The 13,078-nt window shown below is 55.2% G+C and carries 8 protein-coding genes; 7 read left to right on the top strand and 1 reads right to left on the bottom strand.

The annotated features are described in order from the left end of the window. The 7 genes from AQS70_RS13965 to AQS70_RS13930 form a co-directional block, all read left to right on the top strand. On the top strand, positions 1-709 hold a 709-nt coding region (locus tag AQS70_RS13965), incomplete at its 5' end, for an ATP-binding cassette domain-containing protein (RefSeq protein WP_156355160.1). Positions 710-733: 24 nt separating this feature from the next. Next, positions 734-1,942, top strand: a complete 1,209-nt coding sequence (locus AQS70_RS13960) for an acyl-CoA dehydrogenase family protein (protein WP_055103360.1) — start codon at positions 734-736, stop codon at positions 1,940-1,942. Between the two features lie 312 nt (positions 1,943-2,254). Next, positions 2,255-4,288, top strand: a complete 2,034-nt coding sequence (locus AQS70_RS13955; protein ID WP_055103359.1) for a type VI secretion system Vgr family protein — start codon at positions 2,255-2,257, stop codon at positions 4,286-4,288. Continuing rightward, the gene (locus tag AQS70_RS13950) at positions 4,278-5,021 is read left to right on the top strand and encodes a DUF4123 domain-containing protein (protein WP_055103358.1); all 744 of its coding nucleotides are present in this window, start codon (positions 4,278-4,280) and stop codon (positions 5,019-5,021) included. Before AQS70_RS13955 ends, AQS70_RS13950 begins: the two co-directional genes overlap by 11 nt. Next, complete coding sequence (locus AQS70_RS13945) at positions 5,018-9,994, top strand: RHS repeat-associated core domain-containing protein (protein WP_055103357.1); 4,977 nt, start codon at positions 5,018-5,020, stop codon at positions 9,992-9,994. Before AQS70_RS13950 ends, AQS70_RS13945 begins: the two co-directional genes overlap by 4 nt. 2 nt (positions 9,995-9,996) lie before the next feature. Continuing rightward, the gene (locus AQS70_RS13940) at positions 9,997-10,410 is read left to right on the top strand and encodes a hypothetical protein (protein WP_055103356.1); all 414 of its coding nucleotides are present in this window, start codon (positions 9,997-9,999) and stop codon (positions 10,408-10,410) included. A 469-nt stretch (positions 10,411-10,879) separates the two neighbouring features. After that, positions 10,880-11,758: a tetratricopeptide repeat protein gene (locus tag AQS70_RS13930; protein ID WP_055103354.1), complete on the top strand. Its 879-nt coding sequence runs from the start codon at positions 10,880-10,882 to the stop codon at positions 11,756-11,758. A gap of 214 nt (positions 11,759-11,972) precedes the next feature. On the opposite strand, the gene AQS70_RS13925 is transcribed toward AQS70_RS13930, so the two are convergent. Further along, on the bottom strand, positions 11,973-13,073 hold the full coding sequence (locus AQS70_RS13925) for a sigma-54 interaction domain-containing protein (RefSeq protein ID WP_055103353.1): 1,101 nt from the start codon (positions 13,071-13,073) through the stop codon (positions 11,973-11,975). Positions 13,074-13,078: the final 5 nt, after the last annotated feature.

Below are 13,078 nucleotides of genomic sequence, written 5' to 3'. Positions count from 1 at the left end.
GCGGGGCTTGCGGGCGCGGGAGGCGGGGCAGGTGCAGTTGCGTGACCGCCCTTGGGCTGGCGCTGGCGCCGAGCGGGTGGCGGAAAAAGATCGCCGTGTCCATCGGCGCGACATCAGCGTGATCTATCAAGACCCGCTGAGTTCGTTCGACCCGCGCTGGAGCATCGGCCAGATCTTGGCTGACGCGCTGGACGTTGCCGGGGTGACGGCTTCACAGCAGCCTGCGCGGATCAGCCAACTGCTGGAGCAGGTACGTCTGCCCGCTGAGCTGGCGGCCCGACGGCCTTTGCAACTGTCCGGCGGGCAGCGCCAGCGGGTCGCCATCGCCCGGGCCATTGCCAGCAACCCGAAAGTGATTATTTGTGATGAGCCGGTTTCGGCCCTCGACGTCTCGGTGCAGGCGCAAGTGCTGGACCTGTTGGCAGACCTGCAAGCCTCACTGGGGCTGGCGTACCTGTTTATCTCCCATGACTTGGGGGTGATTCGCCATGTCAGTGACGAGGTGCTGGTGATGCGCCACGGCACAGTGGTTGAAAGCGCTCCGGTCGAAGCGTTGTTTGAAAACCCGCAGCACCCCTATACCCAACGCCTGCTGGGCGCTGTCCCGCGCCTGCCGGGTGCCGACAGTGAGCTGGTGGTGCCGCCGTTGGAGGCGGAAAGCACGGCGTGGCGCATTGATGAATCACAGCTGTGGAAGATCGCTATTTAAGCTTGAACACATTAAGGAATTGCCATGACTACGCTGTCTCTTGTAACTGAACATGCTGTTGCCACGCTCGAAGAATTGAACGCCCGCGCCGACCAGTTATTGCCAACCATTGCGCAGGGGGCTGCTCAGCGCGAGCGGGATCGGTTGTTGCCTTTTGACGCGGTGGCGCAGATTGCCAAAGCCGGTTTTTTTACCACGCGTATCCCGGTGCGTTATGGCGGCAGCGGCGGCTCAGTCAAAGACGTGATCCGCCTTTTGATCCGCATTGCCGCTGCCGACTCCAACGTTGCTCAGGCCTTGCGTCCGGGTTTCGGCTTTATCGAAGGTTTGCTTGCCTCGTCGAGCGAACAGGCCGAAGCCGAGCGCGAACGCTGGTTTGCGCGCTACTTGGACGGCATTGTGGTGGGCAATGCGGGGTGGGAGGTGGGCGGCGCCAACGGCTCGATCAGTGCGCGCATTGTGCGCGACGGCGACCATTACCGCGCCACCGGGAGCAAGTACTACAGCACGGGGTCGCTGTACGCCGACTGGGTCAGCGCGGTGGCGCTGGACGAAGACGATCAGCCGGTTTCGTTTATCCTGCCGCGCAACCGAAAAGGCCTGGAGCTGCTTGACGACTTCGACGCGATGGGCCAGCGCCTGACCGCCAGTGGTACGACGCGCCTGAACAATGTCCAAGTGTTGGCTGAAGAAATTCGCACCCGCACGGTAGAGGAGGGCAAGCGCACTATTGTCACGCCGTTTTTGCAGTTGTTCCTCGCGGCGGTTGAGGCCGGTATTGCGCGCAACGCCTTGAACGACGCTGTCACCTTTGCCAAAGAGCATGCGCGTCCGATTAAACACAGCAGCGCTACCCGCTCGGTCGATGACCCCTATGTTGAACTGAGTGTCGGCGACATCTCAGCCCGTGCCTTCACCGCCGAAGCGGTGGTGTTGCACGCGGCAGAATCCATCGACCGAGCGTGGGCGGGGGGGCTTGACCCTGTGTTGGTCGATCAGGCGGCAATTGATGTGGCGCAAGCGCAATACATCGCGGCAGAGTCCGCACTTAAAGCCGCAGAGCTGGTGTTCGACGTGGGCGGTGCGTCGACCACCGGGCGTGGCCATAACCTTGACCGGCATTGGCGCAATGCGCGCACCGTGGCGAACCACAATCCACGGCACTGGAAAGCCTCCGCGGTGGGCTCATGGCAACTCAAAGGCACGCCGCCGCCTACATCCGGGTTGTTTTAAGTCCAAGTGTTGTAACTAATGAGTGACCCTTTTTGTGTCACATCCGAAGATGCGGTGCAGCTCACTCGGGGCTGCCCCTGCTGTGCGTAGGCGCTGCCGCAGGCTGCGATCTTTGTTTTTAACGATCAAAAGATCGCAGCCTGCGGCAGCTCCTACCTGTAGCGTCCCACCTTCCTACCGTAGATTTGCCCAAAGCTCTGGCTGTATTAGATCGGCCTTACAGCCAGAGCTAACACCGTCCTTGCACACTTGCGCACCGATAAACCCTGACGTTTTGTTACATCAGGGCTACCGCAGCGCAAGGAGTCGCGGATGTCACGCTCGCAGCCTCAGTTACAGTTCAGCCTAGCCATTGAAGGCTTCACTGATGACCTACAAGTCCTGTCATTTACCGGCAAAGAGTCCATCAGCACCCCTTATGCATTTGAGCTGGTCGTCGTCAGTCAACAGGCTGATCTCGATCTGCTAGCGCTGCTGCACACATCTGCTTATTTGGCTTATGGCGCCGATGGCGTTGGCGTCCACGGGCTGATCTATAGCGTCGCTCAAGGCCAAACTCGCCAGCGTCTGACGTTTTACACCCTGACCCTCGTGCCGCAGCTTGCCTATCTCGAACATCGCACGAACCAGCGTATGTTCCAGCAGCTAACGGTCGAGCAGATCATTAGCCAACTCCTCGAAGAGCACGGCATTTACAGCCATGCCTACACCTTCCAATTGCAGGCGAGCTATCCGACCCGCGACTACTGTGTGCAGTACCACGAAACAGACCTGCACTTTATCCAGCGCTTATGTGAAGAGGAGGGTATTCACTATCACTTCCGGCACTCAGTTCAAGGCCATCAGTTGGTGTTCGGCGATGGCCAAAGTGCCTTCGCCAAGCTCAAGCATTCAGTGCCTTTTCACAGCGGCAGCGGCCTCGTCGCCGAAACCCCAGCGGTCAGTGATTTTGAGGTGGGCCTCACTACCCGTACCACCCGAAGTACTTTGCGTGATTACAACTTCGAAACCGCTAGCCGGCAAATCGAGTCGCAAGCAGGCCCTGACGGGCAACGCCCAGAACGTGATCTAGAGGACTACCACTATCCCGGCTATTTCAAACTTGAGCAGCGTGGTCAACGGCTAAGCCAGCGAGCCCTAGAGCGCTTGCGTGCTGACCGCTGTCAGGCCAGCGGCAAAAGTGACGAGCCAAGCTTGAGTTGCGGTCACTTTCTAACGCTTAGCGAGCATCCGCACAGCGATTGGAATGCGATGTGGTTGCTGACTCAAATCAGCCATCAAGGTAGACAACCGCACCTGCTGGAAGGCGCGGGAATGAGCCGTGACGAGCAACCGGCTGACGGCTTTATCCAAGGCTACCGCAACGACTTTATCGCCACGCCGTGGGACGTCTTCTACCGACCGCCACTCAAACACCTCAAGCCTCGCGTGTTAGGTCTACAAACTGCCCGCGTCACTGGGCCCGCCAACGAAGAGGTGCACTGCGATCAGTTCGGTCGGGTGAAGGTGCAGTTCCATTGGGACCGCGAAGGTCGTCACGACGATGCCAGCAGTTGCTGGCTGCGGGTGGCATCTAGTTGGGCCGGTGACAGTCATGGCGCGGTGACAGTGCCGCGGGTCGGCATGGAAGTGCTGGTTACGTTTCTGGAGGGTGACCCGGACCAGCCGATCATTGTTGGCTGCCTGATCAACAGCATCAACCCGCCCCCGTACACACTGCCCGCGCATAAAACGCGCAGCGTATTGCGCAGCCGCAGCACCCCGAACGGCACCGGCTATAACGAACTGCAGATCGAAGATCGCCTAGGCCAAGAGCTGATCTACCTGCATGCCCAGCGCGATCTTGAGCAACACATTAAAAACGACAGCCTTTTACAGATCGACGGGCAGCGCAAAGAAACCATCACCGGCAACAGCGTTTCGGTGCTCAAAGGTGAAGACCAGCGAACCGTGACAGGGGATCGCAAAGTCCAGCTCAATGGCAACGACCTTCGCCACGTGGCTGCCAGCAGCCATACCGTTGTGGGTGTGGCGATGGCCGTCGAAGCAGGCATGGAAGTCTCCATCAAAGCCGGCGCCCACGTGGTGCTGTCAGCCGGGGCCTGCATCTCGTTGACCGCTGGCGGCCAGCACCTGCTCGTCAGCGCCGCCGGAATCTACGTCAGCTCGCCCATCCTGCTCGGTGGGCTGCCAGTGCCGGGGATGGCGGCGTTGCCAGCTGTCCCCTCTGCCGTTGCGGCGCTGACAGCTGCCGAACTCACCCCAACCCAAATTAACAGCCTCAAACGCAACGCACCTTTCTGCGAAGAGTGCGAAAAATGCAAAGGAGGCGTGTGTGACATCTGAGCCCTTAAACCCGCAGCAATGGCTAGCAGACAACCCTCTATGCCCCGGCGAAAACCTGTATGCCGTGATCAGTTCAACCAGCGCTGCCGACCCCCTTGCAGCTTACTGGCAGCACGGCGGGGTCGAGGCGCCGAGCCTGCTCTGGTCCGGCACGCCTTATGCCGAGTGGTTGCCAGTCATGCCTTATCTACTGCGTCTGACGCCCGACAGCGAGTTTGTGCAATGGGCCGCGCAAACTGACGCTGACGATTGGGGCTGGCTGGCCGTGTCGACGGCCGCCCCAACTGCTATCACCGAACATTTGCGCGGGCTGACCCAAGTCTTGATGCCCGCAGGTGAAGCCGTGTTTTTCCGGTTTTGGGACGGCCGCCACTGGCTACCCATCCTTCAGCATTTAGGGGCGGCGGCCAGTGACGTTTTACCGGTATTTAGCCGCTATTGGATTAACCGTCAGGCTGTGATTGTGGAGCAGGGAGCGGAGCGTGCAGCTCAAGCCTTCCCTTGGTGGCAAGTCCCCAATGACCTACTCGACACACTCGCCGCGACGGACCTAAACACGCTGATCGACAACCTGATGCAGTGGCTTAAAGACACCCAGGCCGAGCTGTATGCAGCGCTCGGCGAATCCCATCTGCGGCTTAAAGTTGAGCATTTCGTACAACGCTCAACCCCTTCACAACTAAAAGACAGCGGGCTCTTGTTGGCTCATGTGCAGCAAGAGGTTTTGCCATGATTTTTATCGGCAGCATGCTGGTGTCTATGGACTCCACCCAGCCCGACATTCAGAAGGTACTGACAGAACTCACACAGTGCATTGAGGGTTCTGACGATAAAAAAGGGTATAGGGATCATGCCGATGCTTGGTACGGCGGCATGCTCGATGCGCAGCAACAGTTTCGGGTTGGCGATGAAGTGCAAGCCCGCGACAAAGACAGCTCCGCGCCAGTTGTGTTCTATGCCCAATGCCAGCGCAACTCGACACTGACATTGATCCATGCCTTCGAGGCCGCGCGTTTTATACCTATAGGTAACACCCGTGTGCTGATGGTGCCGACAGGCGGAGGCGCAAACATTGACACGGTCATTGGTGATTCGGGTATCAAGCAGATTGATAACTGCCTGCCCGGCAAAGAGTATCGGATTACGTTCTACCCGCAGATCACCACCGAACAACTCGATACTTTTTTTGCCTCCTACAAAGACCTACTGAATGATCTGAGCCAGTGGCTCAATACCCAGTGGGGCACTGAATATTCAGCGCTGTGGCAGACCCATCAAGAGGCTAGCGCGTTGGGCCGTGCTTGGATTGAGCTGCAGAGCCAGTGGCAGGGTTTTATTAAGGCGCTGCTGGGCATCTGGGATGACATTAAGGGGATATTCTCGTTAATCAGTAACCCCGAAGAGAACTACGAAAAGCTCAAAAAACTCTTCACCGAAGAGCAATACGCGTTGCTGTTGAGCGCGTCCAAAGAAGCGCTGCAAACAGCCTTGTTGATTGCCAGCGATGAGCCTTTGATGTGGTGTTACGTCTCGGCCCTGATCGCTTGGTTAAAACTGTTACCACCGCAAATTCGTAGCGAGATATTGGCTCGCATTACGACTGAACTGCTGATCAATATTCTGCTCGGCATTGTCTTGAGCGGAGGGGTTGGGCTGGTCGCACGCCTGACCATCAAAGGCGCCAATCATGCAGGCAAAGCTACCCAGCTATTGCAGGGCTTTGTCGACCAATTGATGCGCACCAGTAAAGCGCGATCGCCTCACCACGTCAGCGTAGGCAAACCTGTTTTGCTACAGGGCGAAGCGCACCTCAACTCAGGCTTAAAAGCCAACACAGAAATAAAACCAAAAAACGATCAAGCCGCAGCCCAGAGCATCCCTGATGCCACGGTCGTTGCCCGCAACAAACCCAAGGCAAACACCACGCTGGAGGTTGTCGAGCGTGTCGATGATGCTTCGGCGCAATCCAAAACCCCCAACGGCAAACCTGCCGAATCCGCTAAAGACACGCAAACCCACGGCTGCCCGGTGTCGATGGTCACCGGCGAAGAATTACTGACCCTCACCGACTGCGTACTCGACGGTGCACTGACCCTGGAGTGGACACGTCTGTATCGCACCAGTGCGGTCGAAATTAACGGTGACTTAGGGTTCGGTTGGAGTCACACCCTGTCTCATCGGCTGCAACGCGACGGCGACGAGTTGCTCTGGACCGATCATGAAAACCGCCAAACCCGCTTCCCGCAGCCGACTGCACAACGTCCCGCCATCACAAACAGCTTGGCCAAGGCCGCTATTTACTTGGGCGAACAAGACGATGAACTGATCCTCGCCCAAGCCGGTAAAAACAGCCGCTTCTACCACTTCAAAGGCCTGCAACTGGCGGCCATTAGTGACGCCTACGGTAACCGGCTGAAAATCACCTACAAAGAAGGCCGTTTGCACCGCATCGACAACGGTGCCGCTCGTGCCTTGCTGCTGCGCTACGCCAATGGCCGACTCTGCGCTGTGGACTACCAGCACTATGACGAAAGCCGCGAATTTGTCGGGCGCTCGAACGATCACTACGCCAAGCATGGTACACATCTTGAGCGTTGGATCACCCTGCAAACGCAGGCCACCTATCGCTACAACGACCTTGGGCAACTGACCAGCGCCAGTAACGCGTTACAAGAAACCGAGCACTACCGCTACGACGCTCAACACGTCATTCAAGAACGGCAATTGGCCGGTGGCGCCGCGTTTTATTGGCAGTGGCAGCACGCTGGCAAACAGGCGCGTTGCATTCGTCACTGGGCCAACTTCGGGCAGATGGACGCCACGTACGAATGGGATGACCAAGGCTCGGTCACGGTCAAAAACCGTGACGGCAGCCAGCAAGTTTATGTGCACGACGACAACGCCCGGCTTGTCAGCCAAATCGACCCGGACGGCGCAGAACATCACAAGGCTTACGACGAAAAAGGTCGGCTAGTTGCCGAAAAAGACCCGCTCGGCGCCATCACCGAGTATCAGTACAACGAAGCCGGGCAACTGACAGCCCTGATTCCGCCTACAGACGAGCCTACGTACTACAGCTACTTCAACGGCCACGTGCGCAAAGTACAGCGCGGTTTGGCCTGCTGGAAATATGAACGCAACAGCCAAGGCGACATCACCTGCCAGACCGACCCAGACGGTAACGTCACCCACTATAAATACACCGCCAAAGGTCAACCAAGCGGCCTGTATTACGCCGACGGCAGCCAGCACACCCTGACCTGGAACCTGCTTGGGCAACTGCTCGATGAAACACTGCCAGACGGCACCCAGCGGCGTTATCGCTACGATGCTCAGGGGCGCAAAATCACCCAGCAGGACGAGCGGGGCGCGATCACCCAGTACCAATGGGATGCGGCCAATCGCCTGACGCAAATCACCTTGCCCGGCGGTAAAACCCGTGCTTGGAGCTACAACGCCTACGGCAAAGTCACTGCAGAACGTGATGAACGTGGCCACATCACCCGCTACCAATATGCTGACAACCTGCACCTGATCAGCCGGCGCATCAACCCGGACGGCAGTCAGCTCAACTACCGCTACGACAACGCCCGTTTGCTATTAACCGGCATTGAGAACGAGCGCCACGAACACTACCAACTTGAGTACTACCCCAACGGATTAATCCAACAAGAAATCGGCTTTGACGGTCGCAAAACCGCTTATGCCTACGACCTTAACGGTCAACTGCTGGAAAAGACCGAATACCCGGATGCCGAGCATCCTGGCAGCGAACCGCTGATCACCGCCTATCAACGTGACGCGGCCGGGCGCCTGATAAGCAAAACCCTGCCCGACGGCAGTGAAATCACCTACACCTACGACAGCTTGGGCCGACTCACTGCCGTCGACGACGGTGCTTGGCCACTGGCCTACGAATACGATCTGCAAGACCGTCTCATCAGCGAACATCAGGGCTGGGCCACCCTACGCTATCAATACGACACACTTGGCCAACTCAGTGACTGTCGCCTGCCAGACGGCAACCGCCTGCACTACCACTATCAAAAAGGCGGTGCGCTTAAAGCCATCGACCTCAACGGCAAGCCACTCACCGGCCACCGTTACGAAGCAGGTCTAGAAACCGTCCGCCAACAAGGCTATCTGGTCAGCCACTACCAATATGACGAGCAAGGCCGACTGCAAGACCACGCCGTCAGCCAACTGAACGCCCGTGGCGACATCGACGGCCAGCCGCTGTACCGCCGCACCTACCGATACGACGCCAGCGGCAACCTCGGCCTGCTTAGCGACAGCCGCAAAGGGCAAAAAAGCTATGCCTACGACCCACTAGACCGTCTAACCGACGTGCGCGGCACCCTCAGCGAACACTTCATCCACGACCCGGCGGGCAACCTACTCGATCAAAGCAGCAACGGCCAACCGCAAAATCGCCACGCCAACATCAAAGGCAACCGCCTACTGATGCAAGGCGACAGCCATTTTGCATACGACGCCTACGGCAACCTCAGCCAAGAACGACGCGGCACAGGCCAGCGCCTGACGCGCGACTACCGCTATGACAGTCAACAACGGCTAACCGGCATCACTTTGGCAGACGGCAGCCAAGTAGCGTACCGCTACGACGCCTTTGGTCGGCGCATCGCCAAAGAGTATGGCGGCACCACTACCCAATTCATCTGGCAAGGCGAACGCCTCATCGCCGAAAGCGCCCAACAAAAAGGCCTACACGGCACCAGCCACTACAGTAGCTACCTATACGAACCGGGCACCTTCAAGCCATTAGCCTTATTACAAGGCGAGGGCGACAAGGCCCAGGTTTACCACTACCAACTCGACCACTTAGGGACACCCCAAGAACTTACTGGGCACCGCGGCCAAATCGTCTGGTCGGCCCACTACCGTGCCTACGGCAACGTACTCAAACTCGACATAGCACAAGTCACCAACCCACTGCGATTTCAGGGCCAGTACTACGACCAAGAAAGCGGACTACACTACAACCGGCATCGCTACTACAATCCCAACACCGGCCGCTACCTAACCCCCGACCCGATCAAACTGGCGGGCGGGCTGAACAGCTACCAGTACGTCCCCAACCCGACGGGGTGGGTGGATCCGTTGGGGTTGAGTTCGTGTCCAGGTGAAGGGAAATGCAGTTTAGCGGGCGGAGAGGGTCCCTTTAAGACAGTTCAGACTGCTGATCAGACCCCCACAGCTCCTGCCCCTCAGATGTCTCAGCAGCAACGAAGGATGAAAATCGAGGAGCTTTCTGAGCTGAATGCGAAGCGTCGAGTAGAGTACTACGAGGACAAATACGACATGCACACAATCGGAAAGCATGGTCCTGAAATATCCAATGCAGCGATTAAACAGCGAGCAATTGATGGTACCGACCCTATTACGGGTAAAACCCCAAAAAACAAAAGAGGTAATCCAAGTTCTCAATTCTTGACATGGAAGCTACAAATGCATGCTATTAATAGTGCAGTTACACGCGAAGCTCGTGGTTTGTCTCGGGCGACTGGAATAGATATCAAAGGTAATCCTATTGTTAGAGTCGAGCAAAAAGGCTCGGGAAGAGGGTACAGGCCAAATAAGAGGGATGTCTCGAATCCTACATTTAATGAAAGTATGAGTGGTGCAGAAATTAAGTTTGATCCTGAAAACCCTAATAGACCATTTACTGCTTATCCTGTGGATTAAAAATGTTAGCTCATCCATATACAAATATGTTGTATGTCCCCACTGTAGGTCATTTTTTGGGAGGAATTGATGTTTACGATCAAGAGGAGACCTTGGGTGAGGCCTTGTGGGAACTAGATCCTAATAGTGGAGATAGGGAAAAAATTATCCGGGAATATATTGTTCCTCATCACGCCTACTTGTCATATAGGCATAAATTTGTGTTGGTCAATACGTTGAAAAATGCACTGAATGATAAAGATTTTGATTTTTCTATTTTTTTTGACATAGGTACGGATAGCCATACAGCACCCGCGTGGGATGCACTTGAGATCGAAACACCTCGTAGTTTTTTTGAGGATATTTTTCGAATTTCGAGCGAGATTTGGATGTCAGATTTATCTAAGGCTGCACAAGAGGATGCGTCAATGTGGTAATTATCAAATTAATGGTGGGTGATTGATAACATATAGAAAATTTCTACTTAGGTATGCCATATGTCTTCGCCACGTCCGGTAGTCCACCACCAACAGAGTCCAAAGCCATACTCGACGCCCCCAAACTGAAGGCCCATTACAAAAAAATCTACGTACACTCAAAACTGCTCCTAGTGGATGATGTGTATACCTTGCTTAGTTTCGCAAATATCAATATTCGAAGTATACACAGTGACTCGGAGTTGGGGATTGCACAGCCAAATCCAGAGTTGACGAAGTCGTTGCGGGAGAAGTTATGGGGGGTGCATGCGGGGTCTGTTGAGTTATCAGCGTTAGAAAATTATAAACTCTGGGATGATTTGATGGATGAAAACTGGATAGCTAGGAATAATGGGGAACCATTGCTCTGCCACCTGCAACGATTCTGGGACGTAACAACACCCTATAGCCCTGCATTTACGGTGGACTGATGAATAAGTTCAAACTTTATACAGTCTTACTTCTCTTAAGTTTCGGAACTCCCACAATGGCCGAGAACAAAATTTTTATATGCGTTCATGAGAAAGACCATTTGCAGGAGCTGGATCCGGTAGCTCATGCGTTGTATCTCGAAGCTGCCTTATTGGCTAAGCCTGATACATTAAGACCTTGGGATCGTATTGTTGAACTTTACTCTAAGGCCGTTGAGCGCAACCACTGGAAGGCTATGCATAATCTTGCTGCGCTTTACAGAACTGGCTGGCCAGGCGGTGTGGAAAAAGATACTCAGAAAGCGATAGATCTTTATCAACGAATGATCGAGCTTAATATCCCTCAAGGTTTTTACAATATGGGCGCCATGATTGGCAATAGGGCTGGCGTCAATAATCCAGCGACTGACGGTCTCTCTTACTTGCACAAGGCGGCGCAGTTGGGAAATCCCCCTGCACTCACGGAGCTAGGCAAGTTATACATCCACGTGGGGAAAAAAGAAAAACTGGGGCTAGAATACACAAGGTGCGCTTCTGAGCAAGGTTATGGACAAGCAAGTTATGAATTAGGTGCTTATTACAAAATAGTTAAGCACAATTTCCCTATTGCTTTGCAGTACTACCAATTGGCTTTATCGCAAGGTAATGATAGTGCAGCATTTATGATGAAACGTATATTCAACAAAAAAACATCGCCACATACTGCCATGTGGTACCTACCTGACGAACCGTTGAATCAGCTATATAACAGCTTGTACCAAATACTACTAACTGACCCTGATCAGCGCTTTCCCGCACTTGTAAAAGACCATCCCCTCCCGCCACATCCGACTCAAGGCTTTGATGCCGAACGGCCTGACTGGAAACCGGGTGAGTGAATACGCAAACGTATAAGGTCATATTTGAAGAGGGTTTCCAAAGCAAGGGCGATAGTAGAGACTTAGAATTACAGGTGTTCGATAATAATACGCCTCCAAGTAATTTTGTGAGTACTTCTACCTCTCCTGAGGTGGCTATTGATTTTAAAACAATCAAAAGATCGCCAGTTCAAGCCCGCTCCTATACGGGCTTGCCGTCGCTGCAAGGCAGTTTTCAAATCGACAAATGCAGCACCCGCTCATCCTGCTTAGGCTCTGCCGCGTTACGTTTGTTGACTTTCAGTTCTCCAAGGTTGATCAGCAGGGTGCGGGTGACGTTGCGGCTTAGGCCCAGCAGTTTGGCGGTGTGTACTTGGTTGTGGTGGCAGAAGCGATAGGCCGCTCGTAATAGGCTGCGTTCTACGTTTTCGTGCAGGTTGTCTGACTGGCTTTCGAACAGCCGTTGAAACGCATGCTCCAGCAGTTCTTCTGCACTTTGGTCGCTGTGGGGGGCGGTGTCTTGCCGGGTGATGCGCAGGTTGGACATGCGCAGGTCTTCGCTCTGGATGACGCCGTCACGGCAGATCAGTAGGGTGTGGTGGATGACGTTTTCCAGTTCGCGGATGTTGCCCGGCCAAGTGTAGTTCGTGAGTTTTTGCTCTGCATCAGGGCTGAGGGCGACGTCGCCGTAACTTAGTCGACGGCTGTAGGTGTTGATGAAGTAGCGGGTCAGCGGGAGGATGTCGCCGGGGCGTTCGCGCAGTGGGGTGAGTTCGAGGTTGACGACGTTTAAGCGATAGAACAGGTCTTCGCGAAAATGCCCGGCGTTGATAGCTTTTTCCAGCTGTACGTTGGTAGCGGCCAATACCCGCACGTTGATGGGGATGCTTTTACGCGAGCCGAGGCGAACCACTTCGCGCTCTTGCAGGACGCGCAGCAGCTTGACCTGAATCGGCATCGGTAAATCGCCAATTTCATCGAGAAACAACGTGCCGCCATTGGCTTCCTCGAACCATCCCGCCTTGGCGCCCAATGCGCCGGTGAAGGCGCCTTTTTCATGGCCGAAAAGTTCGGACTCCACCAGTGACTCTGAAAACGCTCCGCAGTTTACGGCGAGAAAAGGCTGATGTTTGCGTGCGCTTAAGTTGTGAATGTGGCGCGCAATCAGTTCTTTGCCGGTGCCGGTTTCTCCAATGATCAATACGCTGGCATCACTGGGGGCGATTTGTTGTAAGTGCGCAAGCAAGGCTTTGGATTTTGGGTCTTCAAAGACTTGTGCGGTTGCCCGGATCGAGGTTGCCAAGGCAGGGGAAGGGGGGAGGGTTAGCAGTTGCATGTCGG

The sequence above is a fragment of the Pseudomonas endophytica genome (genome assembly GCF_001411475.1).
In the GTDB taxonomy this organism is placed as follows: domain Bacteria; phylum Pseudomonadota; class Gammaproteobacteria; order Pseudomonadales; family Pseudomonadaceae; genus Aquipseudomonas; species Aquipseudomonas endophytica.
Note: the sequence above shows the minus strand (reverse complement) of the source record. Positions and strands in the feature narration are given on the sequence as shown.

Coding starts and splice junctions, on each gene's coding strand:
- AQS70_RS13925 (WP_055103353.1), bottom strand. CDS start 13,073: ATGCAACTGCTAACCCTCCCCCCTTCCCCTGCCTTGGCAACCTCGATC.
- AQS70_RS13940 (WP_055103356.1), top strand. CDS start 9,997: ATGTTAGCTCATCCATATACAAATATGTTGTATGTCCCCACTGTAGGT.
- AQS70_RS13930 (WP_055103354.1), top strand. CDS start 10,880: ATGAATAAGTTCAAACTTTATACAGTCTTACTTCTCTTAAGTTTCGGA.
- AQS70_RS13945 (WP_055103357.1), top strand. CDS start 5,018: ATGATTTTTATCGGCAGCATGCTGGTGTCTATGGACTCCACCCAGCCC.
- AQS70_RS13955 (WP_055103359.1), top strand. CDS start 2,255: ATGTCACGCTCGCAGCCTCAGTTACAGTTCAGCCTAGCCATTGAAGGC.
- AQS70_RS13960 (WP_055103360.1), top strand. CDS start 734: ATGACTACGCTGTCTCTTGTAACTGAACATGCTGTTGCCACGCTCGAA.